Annotated in this window: 16 protein-coding genes; 4 read left to right on the forward strand and 12 right to left on the reverse strand. The window is 61.8% G+C overall.

From position 1 onward, the window contains the following. Positions 1-36 precede the first annotated feature (36 nt). From OKA05_RS19480 to OKA05_RS19495, 4 genes are all read right to left on the reverse strand, one after another. Complete coding sequence (locus tag OKA05_RS19480; RefSeq protein ID WP_264488862.1) at positions 37-1497, reverse strand: glycoside hydrolase family 130 protein; 1461 nt, start codon at positions 1495-1497, stop codon at positions 37-39. Then, complete coding sequence (locus OKA05_RS19485; protein ID WP_264488863.1) at positions 1494-3749, reverse strand: glycosyltransferase family 4 protein; 2256 nt, start codon at positions 3747-3749, stop codon at positions 1494-1496. The genes OKA05_RS19480 and OKA05_RS19485 overlap by 4 nt, the downstream gene beginning before the upstream one ends. 30 nt (positions 3750-3779) lie before the next feature. After that, the gene (locus OKA05_RS19490; protein WP_264488864.1) at positions 3780-4253 is read right to left on the reverse strand and encodes a hypothetical protein; all 474 of its coding nucleotides are present in this window, start codon (positions 4251-4253) and stop codon (positions 3780-3782) included. A 139-nt stretch (positions 4254-4392) separates the two neighbouring features. After that, positions 4393-5049, reverse strand: coding sequence for a response regulator transcription factor (locus tag OKA05_RS19495; RefSeq protein WP_264488865.1), 657 nt, complete (start codon positions 5047-5049; stop codon positions 4393-4395). Between the two features lie 264 nt (positions 5050-5313). Between OKA05_RS19495 and OKA05_RS19500 the strand changes: the two genes are divergently transcribed. Both OKA05_RS19500 and OKA05_RS19505 read left to right on the forward strand, forming a co-directional pair. Beyond that, positions 5314-5781 (forward strand): hypothetical protein, encoded by a 468-nt coding sequence (locus OKA05_RS19500; RefSeq protein ID WP_264488866.1) that lies wholly within the window; start codon positions 5314-5316, stop codon positions 5779-5781. Between the two features lie 223 nt (positions 5782-6004). Further along, complete coding sequence (locus tag OKA05_RS19505; RefSeq protein ID WP_264488867.1) at positions 6005-6505, forward strand: ferritin-like domain-containing protein; 501 nt, start codon at positions 6005-6007, stop codon at positions 6503-6505. Between the two features lie 73 nt (positions 6506-6578). Here OKA05_RS19505 and OKA05_RS19510 read toward each other — a convergent pair whose 3' ends face one another. The 4 genes from OKA05_RS19510 to OKA05_RS19525 form a co-directional block, all read right to left on the reverse strand. Then, complete coding sequence (locus tag OKA05_RS19510) at positions 6579-7142, reverse strand: fibronectin type III domain-containing protein (RefSeq protein ID WP_264488868.1); 564 nt, start codon at positions 7140-7142, stop codon at positions 6579-6581. A 137-nt stretch (positions 7143-7279) separates the two neighbouring features. Further along, the gene (locus OKA05_RS19515; RefSeq protein WP_264488869.1) at positions 7280-7909 is read right to left on the reverse strand and encodes a response regulator; all 630 of its coding nucleotides are present in this window, start codon (positions 7907-7909) and stop codon (positions 7280-7282) included. Then, complete coding sequence (locus OKA05_RS19520) at positions 7906-8862, reverse strand: sensor histidine kinase (RefSeq protein WP_264488870.1); 957 nt, start codon at positions 8860-8862, stop codon at positions 7906-7908. The genes OKA05_RS19515 and OKA05_RS19520 overlap by 4 nt, the downstream gene beginning before the upstream one ends. Before the next feature lie 37 nt (positions 8863-8899). Next, positions 8900-9406, reverse strand: a complete 507-nt coding sequence (locus tag OKA05_RS19525) for a pyridoxamine 5'-phosphate oxidase family protein (RefSeq protein WP_264488871.1) — start codon at positions 9404-9406, stop codon at positions 8900-8902. A gap of 660 nt (positions 9407-10066) precedes the next feature. Between OKA05_RS19525 and OKA05_RS19530 the strand changes: the two genes are divergently transcribed. Further along, complete coding sequence (locus OKA05_RS19530) at positions 10067-10195, forward strand: hypothetical protein (protein ID WP_264488872.1); 129 nt, start codon at positions 10067-10069, stop codon at positions 10193-10195. A gap of 6 nt (positions 10196-10201) precedes the next feature. On the opposite strand, the gene OKA05_RS19535 is transcribed toward OKA05_RS19530, so the two are convergent. After that, the gene (locus tag OKA05_RS19535; RefSeq protein ID WP_264488873.1) at positions 10202-10879 is read right to left on the reverse strand and encodes a hypothetical protein; all 678 of its coding nucleotides are present in this window, start codon (positions 10877-10879) and stop codon (positions 10202-10204) included. 177 nt (positions 10880-11056) lie between these two features. On the opposite strand from OKA05_RS19535, the gene OKA05_RS19540 reads away from it, so the two are divergent. Then, positions 11057-13243: a GAF domain-containing protein gene (locus OKA05_RS19540; protein ID WP_264488874.1), complete on the forward strand. Its 2187-nt coding sequence runs from the start codon at positions 11057-11059 to the stop codon at positions 13241-13243. Between the two features lie 67 nt (positions 13244-13310). Here the strand turns inward: OKA05_RS19540 and OKA05_RS19545 are convergent, their stop codons facing one another. The 3 genes from OKA05_RS19545 to OKA05_RS19555 form a co-directional block, all read right to left on the reverse strand. After that, complete coding sequence (locus OKA05_RS19545) at positions 13311-13478, reverse strand: hypothetical protein (RefSeq protein ID WP_264488875.1); 168 nt, start codon at positions 13476-13478, stop codon at positions 13311-13313. Between the two features lie 20 nt (positions 13479-13498). Next, a complete protein-coding gene (locus OKA05_RS19550) occupies positions 13499-13699 on the reverse strand; it encodes a hypothetical protein (protein WP_264488876.1) in 201 nt (66 codons plus the stop codon). 161 nt (positions 13700-13860) lie between these two features. Further along, the gene (locus OKA05_RS19555) at positions 13861-14127 is read right to left on the reverse strand and encodes a histidine kinase dimerization/phospho-acceptor domain-containing protein (RefSeq protein ID WP_343226979.1); all 267 of its coding nucleotides are present in this window, start codon (positions 14125-14127) and stop codon (positions 13861-13863) included. Positions 14128-14204 lie beyond the last annotated feature (77 nt).

Here is a 14204-nt window from a genome sequence, read left to right on the forward strand (position 1 = left end):
CTCCGTGCCGAGCGTATCCTTCACCGGCACCCCCACTCACTCCTCCTTGAGGGCAGCAAGCAGATCGTCGAGGTCAACCGTGGTAATGGCAGAGGCCTTGTCGCTCATCGCGTACGGCAGCACCAGACGCCGCCCATGGATGAGTGACCCGCAGCTATAGACGACATTGGGAACGTAGCCTTCGCGCTCGTTTCCTTCCGGAGAAAGGAGCGGTCGCTTCAGCCGGCCGATCACCTTGGTCGGATCTTCAAGATCCAACAGGACCGCGCCGATGCAGTATTTGCGCATGGGTCCGACTCCATGAGTGATCACCAGCCAACCTTCCTCTGTCTCGATCGGCGAACCGCAGTTGCCGATCTTCACCCCTTCCCACATCTCGGCCGGCCGCAGCAGGATCTGTGCGTCATTCCAGAAGTGGGGATCCGCGGAGAACATGATGAACAGGTTCTCGTCATCCTGGCGGGACAGCATCGCATACTGGCCGTCGATGCAGCGCGGAAAGAGAGCCATGCCCTTGTTCTGCACCGCCGCGCCATTCAGCGTCAGGATGCGGAAGTTGAGAAAGTCTTTCGTTTCGATGAGCTGCGGCAAGATCGCCCGGCCGTTGTACGCGGTATAGGTGGCGTAGTAGATGAAGGACCCATCCTCGCGCGAGAACCGCACGAATCGGGCGTCCTCGATCCCGTTGCTTTCATTCGGCGAGACCGGAAAGATGATCCGCTCGCTCACCGCCAGCTTCTCCGAAAACCGCACCTCGTAGTTCGAATCGGCAAGCCACTGCATGCATTCGAGCGTGCGGGACAAGTCGCGGGTTCCGTTCCGGTTGCGGGACTTCATGAGGCGGGCGCTTTTCCTCAGATCAACCCGGCTGAAGGCGTCGCCCAACTCCTCCATCACGCCCTGGGTCCATTCATTGTCGAAGCCCATCTCATACAGTTTCGAGACGAAGCTGTCCTTGCGATAGGTTGGGTTCGGAAGAATTTCCGGCACCGTCACAAATCGCGACACCGGATCGAGGTGAATGTGACCGTCGGCAAGGATCATGCCGCTGCGGAACTCGATCGAGGAAATGTGACCTTCGCCGGTGGCACGCAGACTCATGATGAAGCGCAAGGCTCCCTCCGGAACGCCTTCCTGATCGGGGTGCGGCACGATTGAAGGATTGAACAGCGCCGCCGACTCCAAGGCATATTCGCCGGAGAACAGCGCACCCACCAGCAACTGCCGGGAACGTGACAACGGCCGTTGGGTGAAGAGCTTCGAGGAGACCTTCTCGAAGTGGGAGTATAGCACAGAATCGATATCAAAGTGACGCCCGTCGAACTCCTCCTTCACCGCTGCCAGTTCCTGTTCCGCCTCGGCCTCGGTGAGGGAAAGGGCACGGGCGATGATGGTCGTCACGCGCTGCCCATCGGAGGGAATAAAAGGGCGGATGATTACCCGGTTGCTCTCAGGCAAAAGGGTCACTTCATGACGTTGCAGCTTCACTTTCTTCATGCGATTTGTTTCACACTTTCCGACAATGTCGCTTCGGCAGCGAGCATTTCCGCAAGTGACAGCGAGAAGGCCAACGAAGACTCGGCTCCTTGGTTCACATTCAGACCCGCCGGTTGCAGGCCATCACAGCAACCGCCAGTGGCGGAATCGAAGAGCGGGAGCCCGAGATCATTGCCACCCAGGAACCAGTCGAAGGCTCGCCGGGCCTCCTTTAACCAAGCCGGCTGTGAGGTGACCCGCCAAGCATCGAGGCAGGCCGAAACCATTGCCTGGGCTTCCAAGGGCTGCTGGTCGTAGTCAGCCCGCACGCCCTTCCTCGGATAGAAGCCATTGCTTCCCACCGGGCGGAAGTACCCCGCGCTCGCCGTCTGGATCTCCGCCAGCCATTGCAGGGCTTCGAGGCCCGTCTTCAGTTGGTCGCTTCCCGGCATCCGGCTGCCACTGACAATCAGCGCTTGGGCGATTCGTGCATTGTCATAGGAAAGGATGTCCTCGCACCAACGCCAGTCACGACGTGAGCAACGCTTCCACAGCACCATCAAGCGTTGCCCCAGCGATTGGAGCAGGCGGTGCATGCCCAGGTCACCGGGGAAGGCCTTTAGATACTCGTGGATTCCCAGCATCGCGAAAGCCCAAGCGCGCGGAGAGGTGAAGCCCTCCACCGCGCCCACCGCCCCTTGGAAAAGCTGCAGGCACAGCATGCGATGACCGTCGTTGCGAGTGCGGCTGCAGCCAGTGCCCACGGCCCACACGGCGCGGCCATGACTGTCTTCGCTGCCTGCCTCTTCCAGCCATACCCGGCCGTGGCTCATGAAATTCCGAAAGCGGCCATTCGCCGGATTGAAGGCCGCGGCAAGGAACGCCAGGTACGTCGTCGCCAATCGGTCCACCTTCTCCAGCGGGGCCACGCCGCCGGTCCGGTCAAAGGGCAGGCAGAGCAAGAAGGCCCGGGCATTGTCGTCGGTGCAGTAGCCTTCGTGGAAGTTCGGCACATTGTAGGTAGCATGCTGGAAAATGCCGGTGCCATCGCTCATCCGCTCGACGTGTTCGAGCCGCACCACCGGCGGCAAAGGAGTGCGGGCGAGAAATCCCGCGACCGGAAGCGCCCGCGATGCCGCTTTCCCGAATGCCTCCAGATAGCGCTGCGCCACCGCCGGCCAGATCATGGCCCGGCCGTCTTGGTGAGCCCTGCGGCACATCGCCATCATCTGCTCGGGATTTCCCAGAAGCCGGCAAACCGCTTGGGAAATCGCCTCCGCGTCCCGTGACGGCACCAGCACGCCGGCACCCTCCGCCAGGAGTTCCTCGGCATGCCAGTAGGGGGTGGACACCACCGCCTTGCCGGCACCGAATGCCCGCGCCAGCGTCCCCGATGTGATCTGCGCCTCATTCGGATACGGAGTGAGATAGATATCGGCCGCCGTCATGAAGCGTTCGAGATCCTCGGGAGACACGAAGCGGTTGTCGAAAACCACGTGCTTGCCCACACCGCACTCCTTTGCGAGTTCCTCAAGGCTGCGCCGATATCGCTCCCCTTCCCGCGCCACGAGGTGCGGATGGGTGGCCCCGAGGATCACGTAGAGCGCATCCGGCACTTGCTCGACGATCGCGGGCATCGCCCGGATCGCATATTCGATCCCCTTGCCGGGTCCCAGAAGCCCGAAGGTCAGCAACACTCTCCTGCCTTCGTAGCTGAGTTCCTTCTTGGCCTGCTCTCCGCCGCCCAGAGGCACATCCGGGATGCCGTGGGGAATGACGTCGATCTTCTGCGGATCCACATCATAAACATCTCGCAGAATCCTGGCGCCTCGCTCCGCCATGACCACCATCCTCGCGCTCCGGCGGATCAGCTCGTCCATGACCCGGCGTTGGTCGATGTCAGGATTGGCCAGGATCGTATGAAGCGTGGTCACCACCGGCGCATTGACCTCCTTGAGCAGCGTCAGCAAATGGCTGCCGGCGGGGCCGCCGTAGATGCCAAACTCATGCTGGACGCAGAGCACGTCCGGCCGGCTGAAATTGAGATGGCGGGCGACGCGACGATAGGAATCAGGGTCGCGTTCATCCAGCTTCAGGCGGACCTCCGGAGGATAGTCGTAGCCATCCGGCCGGTCGGTGACGGCGGCGATCCAAGCTTCCGATCCCGGCGAACCGGCATTCACCGCTCGGAAAAGATCGTGAGTAAAGGTGGCGATGCCACACAGGCGGGGGACGTAGCCTCCCAGAAAGGCGATTCGTGAAAGTGAGTTCATGAGTGTCGATGCGGTAGAATTCCGGATGGTTCAGCCGACAGGGGTTTCTTCACGTCCGGACCGCTCCCAAGCCGCGCGGGTGGCAAGCTTGGCCTGCTCCCACTTCAGGCGGGAATTTCCCTTCATTTGCTCCCACTGCTGCCGCAGCCGCTCCTCACTTTCCTCGAAGCTCCTTCCTTCCGAGGCACGCCAACCCTCCTCTCCGAGTCGCAAGGCGGTCGCGAAGTCTTCGTACCTGTAAGTTCGATCATAGAACGACTGGTGCTCCAGATTCGTGCGCCAGTAGACATCGTCGCTATTGGCCCCCGCCCCCACGACATGGCCGAGGGCTGCTCCTGCGCCCGCGCCAACCAACGCCCCGACGATGGTTCCACCGGGCCCGGCCAGTGAGCCGATCACTCCCCCGGCGATAGCCCCGTGGGCCGCGCCAAACGTCGTCCCGAAATCCTTGCCCTCGGGATCGTCCTGCAAGCTGTCCTTGTCTGGCTTCTGGTCCGTATTCATGGCCCGCCTATCAGCGGGTCACGTGCCGTGGTTGCCTGTCGCCTGCTCCCGCTGAGATACGGGGCTTCCAACTTCAGGGGCTTCGCCTTCTCGGTGCAAAAGGCCGCAGAGCGCCTTGCAATTCGCCCTCGCTGATTGGCTAAGGCATCGCCCGTTGCGCCGGTCCGCCCATTTCCACCCACACGACCGCCTCACGCATCACGGCCGCCGCGTCCGGCAGCCCGAGTTTCAAGCGAATGTTCGTGCGATGGGCATCCACGGTCCGCGGGCTGATGTGGAGGGATTCGCCAATTTGCGGAATCGGCACGCCGCGTCCGATCAATTCGAATACCTCCAATTCGCGGTCCGTGAGACTGGAAAGGCCTGATCGGGAGTTCCCGCGGCCGAGCCGGTTGAGGATCTGCCCCGCGACGCGCTCACTGAGGAAAAGCGAACCGCGTAGCACCTCGGTCATCGCCTTGAGGAATTGCTCGGTTGAAGAGCCTTTCATCAGGTAGCCGCGACCGCCCGCCCGGATGACCCGTTCGGCGTAAAGCATCTCATCGTGCATCGAAAACACCAGCACCGGGATCTGCGGGCAAAGCGCTTGCAGGTCCTTGATCAGTTCCAAGCCGCTCTTGTCGGGCAGCGTGATGTCCATGATCACCAAGTCGGGCAGAACCTGGGGAATCGAGGTCAGGGCGTCGGCCGCATTGGCGGCTTCGCCGCAGACCGTCCACTCGGGTTCCGCACCGATCGAGTGCCGCAATCCCCCGCGCAACATCGGGTGATCATCGACGACGAAAATCCTGTGCATTGCGAAAAAATCGTAGGGTCTTCCGTTAAGACGGTCAAATCCGTTTCAAGTCTCTCTCTTCTGCATGATTTGCAGACTATCCGGAACGAACGGTCACTTCGCGTATGGCAGGCCGGATTGCCCGCTGCAATTACCACCGTGCAATTGTTCCTGCGTGGGGCGCCCAGTGATGAAGGCACCTTCGCGTCCCATTGAAAGCACGTGGCTTTTCTGCCCCGTTCAAACGGCATGGTGATTGCAAATGGGAACTCGTCCCCTCTGTCGATGAAACATCCCCTTTATCCCCACTACGGGCTTCAACTTGCCGTGCTCAAGACCGCCGAGGCTTGTTTTCAGTCCTCGGTGAACGAGCTACAGCTCCTCCTGCCCTCGTTGCAGAGCTACTTGGGAGGGATCGAGAGCGATTCGCGGCAACGCGGCGACTGCCTCCAACTGTTGCTCTCCGCCATCGACCACCCGGTCGCACCGGCTGCAGTAAATGACGGGGAGCTTGAGAAAGTGCTGCATGCCCGCGGCAACACCGAGCGCCGCGCGCTAGCGTTGGGCGCTTGTGCCCGGATGCATCATCAACTCGTCAATTCTTACCGCGTCGCGCGCGAACTGGCGTACCGCTTGGGTCATCGCGGGCACGCGGCGCGGATCGACCTGCTCCTCGCCAGGATGTCCGACAGCTACCCCTGCTGCAGGACTTTCGCCGAAAGCCATCGCGATCTTGAGGCGATTGCAGGTTGACGAGGCCCGCGTTTCTAGGCCGCGCCCCGGCTAACAGACTCACCCCCGGGTGAGGCGGAGGCTGTGCATTTCGCCAGCCCGGGAAGCAGCCTGCAAACGCATGCGAGAATCGTGCCCTCCTCATTGCGCATTATCCGCTTCACACGGCGCGGCACGCCGGCTGCGAGAGGAGCGGTTCACAGGCCGGCAGCCCGCTGTCCTTCAACCAGAACCTCACACTCCAATGATCAGCAATCTCGAAGACCTCTACTACGACCAGATCCGCGACCTCTACAGCGCGGAAACCCAGTTGATCGAAGCCTTGCCCGCCATGTGCGACGCCGCCACCAATGCCGAATTGAAGGAGGCACTCTCGGGACACTTGACCGAGACCCGCGAGCAGCGCGACCGGCTGGCGAACATTTGCAGCCGCCATGGCCTCGCTCCCGAAGGAACGACCTGCGAAGCGATGCGGGGGCTGGTAAAGGAAGCCTCCAATCACGCCCTCTCCGTCGATGCCGGCGACGTGCGGGATGCCGCCATCATCGCCTGCGGAAATCGCGTCGAACACTACGAGATAGCCGGCTACGGCGCCGCCAAGGCATTCGCGGAAGTGCTCGGCTTCAATGACGACGTCGACCTGCTCGACAAATCCATCGAGGAAGAGGGCGCGGCGGACAAGAAGCTCACCAAGATCGCGACCGGCGGCCTCTTTGCCGACGGAGTCAACAAGGCAGCCGTTTGAGACCTAAACCTTGATCGACCGCTACCCCCGGAGCATGCGTCGGCGCGGACTCCGGGGGCACTTCGACCATGCCTCACTGAAACTCCCCGAAGGCATTCGAGGATCCTACCCTGAAGAACATGCGCGGCTTGTCGGACGCATAGGGAAACCTGAAGTAGAGCCAATCGGCGTCGGAACTCGACGCTGCTGACGAGGGCAAGCTTCCGGCTGGCTGCCAGGTCTTGAGATCCTCGCTGGCGTAGATCGTGAACTTGTCGGCAGCCGGAACGTTCGACTTCGGGTAACGCCACTGAAGCTGCCCTTGGCCGGGGGCGTCGAAACTCATCGAGGTATCCGCAACCGGCGACGGGACCTCTGCCGTGACCGCCAGTTCCGAGGACCGCGGTCCCTCTTCACCCGCGGCGTTGTAAGCGCTCACCGCTAGGTAATAGGTGGTCCCCAGGCTAACCGCCGGCAGCTCGGTTTGGGTAGCGCCGGCCACGTCGATCACCGCGGAGTAATCGCCGCTCTGGGTGCCGAAGTACACCTTGTAGCCCACCACATTCGGCTCGGGATTCGCATTCCACTCCAACGAAACTACCTCGGATGGAATCACCGCAGCGGAAGCGATGAAAGGACAGGCGGCGACGGAAAGCATGACCAAGCGGGGAAACCGCCCAAGCCATGTGAGAATTTGGGTTTTAATCTGGAGCATGCCGCACCATGTCGAGGTGCGGCGTACGCGACAGAGGTGGTCTTGCTGATTCCTTTGTCGGTAATTCCACCGACAAAACCCTAACCGACCAAGTGGTGGAGCAGCGCGTAACGGGTCAGCTCGACATTGCTGGAAAGCTGCAGCTTTTCCGAGATCCGGCTACGATAGGTGGCAATGGTCTTCTCGCTGAGCGCCAGTTCGGCCGCGATCTCCTTGATCGAGCGGCCTTCCGCGATCCGCTTGAGCACCTGTAGTTCCCGATGGGACAGGGCTTCGTGGGGCTCACCCTCCCAGCCCTCAGCCGCAGCGCGGGCCAGACGCTCTGCCACGACGGAACTGATGTGCCGCCCTCCGGCCAAAACCTTCTTCACCGCCGATACCAGCACATCGGCCGCGCTTTGCTTCGAGACGTAGCCGGCGGCGCCGAGCTTCAACGCGCGGATGGCAAACTCCTCCTCGGTGTGCGCGCTTACCATCAGCACCGGCAACGAGGGATACAATCGCTTTAGATCGACCAGTAGCTCCAAGCCATCGCGTCCCGACAGGTTGATGTCCACCAGCGCCAAGTCGCAATCCATGCCCTCGATCGTCTCAAGAGCGTCGCTCGCCGAAGCCGCTTCGACGACCCACGCCGCCGGGTATTCGTCGAGCAAAAGCCCGCGCACGCCGCGTCGCACCAATTCATGGTCATCGACGATCAGGATGTTCATGGCCGTTTCCATGGCAGCACGGCGGAAACTTCGGTGCCCCCTCCTTCAAGCGGTGAAACACGAAGTGTGCCGCCGCAGAATTCCGCGCGCTCACGCATACCCAGCAGGCCCAACGCCCGCCTGCCGTGCTCCACACCGGGCGAGATTCCCACGCCATTGTCCGTCACACTCACCGTAACCGCGCCCTCGTCCGCCGCACAGCGAACCGTGACTTCCGTGGCCTTGGAATGGCGTGCAACATTGGTCATGGCTTCCTGGACGATCCGGTAGGCGGCAGTGGCGATCACCGGGGGTACGTCGGCCGGCAGATCGGCCGCCTCGACTTTCACCTCGATGCCTGTCCTCTCGTGAAAACGTTTCATTTCCTGCAACAGTGCCTCTTGCAGGCCAAGCCGGTCCAAGGCATCGGGGCGCAGGTCGGCGGCAATCGATTGCACGTCCGACAAGAGCTTCTGCACCTGATCCTCCGCTTCGATCAACCGGTCGATCAGGGGATTCATCGCGCGGTCGTCCAGTCGCTCCAAGCGCCCCTCCACCCAGCGCAGGTCCATCGTCAAGCCAGTGAGCGACTGCCCGAGCTGATCATGCAGCTCGCGTGAGAGGCGCGTCCGCTCCTCCTCCCGCGAAATCTCCGAACGCGCGGAGAGAAGCCGGAAGCACTCGCTGATCTCCGCCGTCAGCCTGCGATTCCGTTGCTCCGCATTCCTCCAGCCGCGGTAGGCGCGGCGCAGCACGAAGAACAGCACCACCGAGGTGGTTAGCACGAAGTTCATCCCCTTCAGGGTCTGCACATAGACCGGCTCATCGGGTAGGGTGACCCGGACCACTTGGTCGGACAACACGACCCACAGGCCCGCCACGATCAGGTAGATCGCTGCAATCCTGAGTTCCGGCGTCGGCATCACCTCCGGCCACTCCGCCTCTCCCGGCCCTGAAGTCTTTGCCGCCATCATTACTGTATGCTAGCGGTCTCTGACCCGGGGGAAAAGCTCAAGGACGCAGGTCGCCTTCCACGCCGACTTCCAAGGCTCGTCCCGTCACCGCACCTACCAGGATTTTACCCAGGGCCACCAACTTGTTGTCACGGGTGTCCCAGTAGTGAACCCGCTCCGGCACCACATGGATCAGGGTGAGGTTCGGATCGTCTTTCCCGTCCGGGAACCACGCCTTGACCATCGTTCCCCACAGCTCATCGACCTTCTCCACGTCGCGGCTGATGGAGGCATGGCCGAAGACTGCCAGGTACTCGTGCTTGCCGTTGTTGGAAAACATCAGCTCCACGCGGGGGTCTTCTTCCAGAAGTTCGTTGTGCACGCTGTCGGCCCCGCTGAAAAACCAGATCCCGCCGTCCTGATCCACGTCTTGGGCATACATCGGGCACAGGTGAAACGGCATCTGCTTTAGGCCGGACGCGAAGAAACACGTCGGTGCCGAAAGAACAATCTCCTGCATTTTTGAGACCGCTTGCCTGGCCTCCAGGTCTTCGATGGTGGACATGGCTGCCCTTTTGCAGGCATCGTGCCGGACAGACCACTTTCCTTTCGTTGCATTGCCCACGGAATGAGGCGAAAGTGAAGGAAGGCAGCGAAACCCCGATTCACTTCCGGCACTTCCGGCAAACAAGCCGCCGACCGGCCGCCCCTTCCCGATCCTGCCACCGATGCATTCCCGGCGGAGAAGGACGTCTCGGTTCCGCCCCCCGGCAGCGACCAAACCGTTGGCGCGCCCGACCCCGAGGCCGAGAGGAAAGGACGTCCGCGCAAATCCGACTGAGGTACGCGTGCGGATAGGGTCGCCGCGATGGCCATGCGAGACGTTTCACCCTTTTTCTCCGCGTCCGCACCACGACCGGCTAGTGAAGCGCTCCGGTGCCGACATCTCTGTTAGAAGGGCATAGCCTTGGGACGCCTCCGCCGGTGATGCCGATTGCCCGCTGCTCCTGCGCCTTGCAACGGCTGCCCCGGACGCCCGCCAAAAAAGAAGCGCTCCCCGGCAAATTGGCCAAGGGGAACGCTTGTTTTTTCGGGGAGGGGAAATCCTCATCCGATCGCTAACAATCTCGGTTGATTGCATCTTTTTGCAAGTGACCCGGCCAAACTGTTAGAGCGCGATTTTGGAATCGGGAGACCGGCACACCGACTGCGAAGTAAGACGGGTATGAAAACCCATCGACCAAAGACGCGGCTCAAGACCGCCCCGGGCAAGCTCGGCTGGATCTTCCTCTGGCTGATTGGCGTGCCCATCCCGCTCCTGCTCATCTTCTTTCTGATGCGCGGTTGCACGTGACCGGCCTCAGACGAGCCCCGCATCGCCGAGCGCTCGCGCCAACTTGGCCTTGCCCTCGGTTTCGATCACGCTCCCGTGCCCCGGTATGATCCGGTCGAAGTCCCAAGCCATCAATTCCGCCACCGACTCACGGAACGCCTCCTTGTCCGTGATGCACCAGCGGAAGATCCGGCTCATCCCGGGATAGCGCTGCAGGCCCGCCACGTGGCGGTGGAAGAAGTGATTCCACGCACTCTCGTCCGGCGGGAAATTGAAGACGAGATCCGCCACGATCAAGGTGCGCGACGGCACGTGGAGAAACGCGTGTTCCTCCAGCTTGGGCGCGCCCTTGAGGCGGAGCACCTTCAGCTCCCGATCCCACTCCGGGGGGGTCGGCAACAGCGGCGCGGTCTTGAAACGCACCACCTCGCTGAAGCCCGGCGGGCCGAGGAATGGCAGGTCAGGGAAATGCCCCTTTCCTTCCTTCGCGTAGGTGTCATGCAGAAGCATCGCCTCCACCAGCCAGCCCGGTTCTCCGACCCCGCGGATGGCACTCAGGTCCCCGGGCGAAAACGGAGCCATCGAGTGAATCACCAGCTTGCCGCTGGCCAGACGGATCACGGTCACGGTGCGCCCGTGCGACGTCCCGAGAATTTTCAGCGGATAACGCAACGTCCACAGGTCGGCTGACAATTCCTTCATCATGACTCCTGGGGATTGATTCTTGATTTACGGCGCAGAAAGCACGATCTCCTGATCGTGGGAAAAGCCCCGGCCTTGCGCCCCGACGCGACCGGGAATCTCCCGCTCCGACCTATGGCCTCGACCCCGAAATCTCCCAAACCGGCTACGTCATCCGCAGGCGAAATCTCTCGCCAGAAGATGACCGCCGACCTCGAAGATACCCGTCTGCTGCAAGATCTGGGCGCGCGGCTGGTCGATGAAGACAACATTGACGCCATCTATCAGGAGATCCTCGCGGCTGCAATCACCCTGACCCGCGCCGACGCCGGCGTGGTTCAGATTTTGGATCCGGCGAGTGGCGATCTCTCGGTGCTCGCCGCCAAGGGGTTCGAGGAGGATCTCGTGGTCCGCTTTCAGCGGGTCGATGCCAACTCCCCCACCTCGTGTGGCCTCGCCTTGAGATCGAACCAGCGGGCCTACATCGATTTCGACACCCCCGGCGAATCCAGTCCCGCGCTGGGGCTGCTCTCCAGCGCGGGCTTTCGATCGGCACAATCGACGCCATTGACCAGCCGGGCCGGCACCCTGATCGGAATGCTCACGACCCACTGGCATCACCGGCATCGCCTCGAAGACCGCCAGCTCCAGTTCCTCGACTTGTTGGCGAGGCAAGCCGCCGACTTGATTCTTCACCGCCAGTTGGAACAAACGCGGCGCGCTCAGGAGGACCTGCTCGCAGCCGACCTCGCCGACTCAAAGCAGCTCCAGCAGATCAGCAGCCGGCTGCTGGTGGAAGACGAGCTGGATGCGATCTACAGTGAACTCGTCGATGCCGCCATCATCCTGGTCAAGGCGGACGCAGGCAGCTTGCAGCGCTTCGATGCCGAAGCGGACGAGCTGGAGCTGCTGTCATGGCGCGGTTTCGCTTCGGAGTCCGCAATCTCTTGGCAACGCGTGCGAACAGCCTCGGGCGGTGCCGCTGGAATCGCCCTGAAGGAAGAACGCCGCATCGTGATTCCCGACATTGGAAGTGGCGACTCCCCTCTCTTGCCCGACGCGGTCGCCGACTACAGCCGCTCCAATCTGCGCGCCGTCCAAGCGACGCCACTGATGTCGCGAAGCGGAAAACCACTCGGAATCCTGTCCACATATTGGCGTCAAAACCGCCACCCCACGGAACGCGACCTCCGGCTGCTCGATATCATGGCGCGCCAAGCCGCGGATCTCATCGAGCGCCGGACCGCCGAAGACGCCCTGCGCGATTCCGAGCGGCGCTACCGCGCCCTGTTCGACTCGATCGACGAAGGCTTCTGCACGGTCGAGATGATCTTTGATGCAGCCGGGCACCCGACTGACTATCGCTTCCTGCAGGTGAATCCCTCGTTTGTCCGGCTCACCGGCATCACCGATGCGGTGGGACGGACGATGCGCGAGATCTCTTCGGACCACGAAGAACATTGGTTCGAGAGCTACGGCCGTATCGCGCGGACGGGCCAGCCGGAACGGTTTGTGGCCCAAGCGCAGCAACTCCAACGCTGGTATGATGTGTATGCCCTCCGGGTGGATGATCCCGCGCTGGGCCACGTGGCGGTCCTATTCAACGACGTCACCCGGCGTGTCCAAACAGAGGAACAGCTCCGCCAGGCGCACGACGTCCTTGAGTCGCGGGTGAAGGAACGGACACATGAGCTGGCATCTACCCTCAAACGTCTTCAGGATGAGGTCGAAGGCCGAAAAAAAATCGAGCGGGAGCGCCGCGAACTGCTCCAGCGCATTGTCCACCTTCAGGAAGCGGAACGAGCCCGCGTCGCCCGCGAACTCCACGACAACCTCGGCCAACATATGGTCGCCGTGTTGATGCACTTGGAAGGATTCCAGCGCCGCCTTTCGCAGTCCGGCGACGACGCGGCGAGTTACGATCTCAGCGAGTTCCGCAAGGTGGTGGATGTCCTGATCAAAGCGACTCACCGGCAGTCGTGGGAATTGCGGCCCGCCGAACTCGATGAGTTGGGCTTGGAAGTCGCCATCGACAACTACATCTTCCACTGGAGTGAAACAACCGGGATACCGGTGGACTTTCGCGCCGAGAGTTCGGGCGACCGCCAACTGGAGCCGGAGCAAATGATCGCGCTTTACCGGGTTACCCAGGAAGCCTTGACCAATGTCGCGCGGCACGCGCACGCAACCCACATCGACATCGAACTTGACCTCGGCCGACCGGTCTGCGTTTCGATTCGCGACAACGGAGTAGGTTTCGATCCCGCCAAGATCAAAAGGCGGCTGGGACTGTTAGGCATGCAGGAGCGGCTGGATATCGCAGGCGGGACCTTGACCATCCAAGCCGCGTCACAACGTGGCACGTGCATCCGGGCGTGCATCCCGTAGGGGCGGTTCGGCGCAAAAAAAGCGGGCACCCCGCCGAAGCGGAGTGCCCTTGCCCGGCCGACCCGGTTCAGTCAGTTGTGATGGTCTCCTCCGTGGTTACGGAGTTGCCCCAGCCGTCCGATTCGGTGGTGGTCGTCGTTGTGGCGGAAGAGCCACCCGTGGGTTCCACGTAGGTGCAATTTCCAAAGGCAAGGACTGCCAACGACAGGCCAGCGAGTTTGAAGATGGTTTTCATGGTAGGTTCAGGGTTGTGGTTCATTCGACTTTGTTGATGACCGTCCCACCGCTTCCGGAGCCACGAGGTCCGCCGGTACGGGCGGCTCCCATGATACCGAGAGCAAGGACGACGGCTCCCATCACGCCGACCCACACCGAGGGGATCCCGATCAAGGTGGCGGCATAGCACAGCGCTCCCAACAGAATGAGGGAGCCAAGGATGTAGAGCATGATTCTCATGGTAGTGTCCCGATAGCAGATGCGGTACCCCGGCTCCGCCTAGACCCTGAAGCTACTGAAAATACGCAGGTTACGAATCAACGCCTAGATCAGACCAAGCTCTAACCCCCTCCCCTCCGCGCAACTTGCACAGGCTAGCAGGACCTCCTGCAACCTTTCCCTTACTCTTCGGTCTCTCCGTTCTTCAGGAAGCTCGCTGGCGACTCTTGCAGGCGAGCAAGCTGTTCCGAAAGCGTCTGCACCTGCCGTTCTAACATCTCAAGCATTCGTTCCCATTGGGGTGGGGCCGTGGATGCCGCCTGAAGCTGGCGCATCACGGCCACCGTCGTGAACATTGATGACAATGGCGTCCGCATGTCATGCACGGCCTGCGGAATAATCTTCTCCCACGGGGGGGCAACAGGATCGGGGTTGGAAGGGTGGCTCACCGACCGCTGATGTCGTCTAGCAACTAACGCTTTTCAAGGAGAAGTCCGGACGAAAACACGCGCCCGGAAAATTGCGA

This window comes from Luteolibacter arcticus, assembly GCF_025950235.1.
GTDB classification, from domain to species: domain Bacteria; phylum Verrucomicrobiota; class Verrucomicrobiia; order Verrucomicrobiales; family Akkermansiaceae; genus Haloferula; species Haloferula arctica.

Coding starts and splice junctions, on each gene's coding strand:
- OKA05_RS19500 (WP_264488866.1), top strand. CDS start 5,314: ATGAAACATCCCCTTTATCCCCACTACGGGCTTCAACTTGCCGTGCTC.
- OKA05_RS19495 (WP_264488865.1), bottom strand. CDS start 5,049: ATGCACAGGATTTTCGTCGTCGATGATCACCCGATGTTGCGCGGGGGA.
- OKA05_RS19505 (WP_264488867.1), top strand. CDS start 6,005: ATGATCAGCAATCTCGAAGACCTCTACTACGACCAGATCCGCGACCTC.
- OKA05_RS19485 (WP_264488863.1), bottom strand. CDS start 3,749: ATGAACTCACTTTCACGAATCGCCTTTCTGGGAGGCTACGTCCCCCGC.
- OKA05_RS19520 (WP_264488870.1), bottom strand. CDS start 8,862: ATGATGGCGGCAAAGACTTCAGGGCCGGGAGAGGCGGAGTGGCCGGAG.
- OKA05_RS19550 (WP_264488876.1), bottom strand. CDS start 13,699: ATGAGAATCATGCTCTACATCCTTGGCTCCCTCATTCTGTTGGGAGCG.
- OKA05_RS19545 (WP_264488875.1), bottom strand. CDS start 13,478: ATGAAAACCATCTTCAAACTCGCTGGCCTGTCGTTGGCAGTCCTTGCC.
- OKA05_RS19480 (WP_264488862.1), bottom strand. CDS start 1,497: ATGAAGAAAGTGAAGCTGCAACGTCATGAAGTGACCCTTTTGCCTGAG.
- OKA05_RS19540 (WP_264488874.1), top strand. CDS start 11,057: ATGACCGCCGACCTCGAAGATACCCGTCTGCTGCAAGATCTGGGCGCG.
- OKA05_RS19525 (WP_264488871.1), bottom strand. CDS start 9,406: ATGTCCACCATCGAAGACCTGGAGGCCAGGCAAGCGGTCTCAAAAATG.
- OKA05_RS19535 (WP_264488873.1), bottom strand. CDS start 10,879: ATGATGAAGGAATTGTCAGCCGACCTGTGGACGTTGCGTTATCCGCTG.
- OKA05_RS19530 (WP_264488872.1), top strand. CDS start 10,067: ATGAAAACCCATCGACCAAAGACGCGGCTCAAGACCGCCCCGGGCAAG.
- OKA05_RS19510 (WP_264488868.1), bottom strand. CDS start 7,142: ATGCTTTCCGTCGCCGCCTGTCCTTTCATCGCTTCCGCTGCGGTGATT.
- OKA05_RS19490 (WP_264488864.1), bottom strand. CDS start 4,253: ATGAATACGGACCAGAAGCCAGACAAGGACAGCTTGCAGGACGATCCC.
- OKA05_RS19515 (WP_264488869.1), bottom strand. CDS start 7,909: ATGAACATCCTGATCGTCGATGACCATGAATTGGTGCGACGCGGCGTG.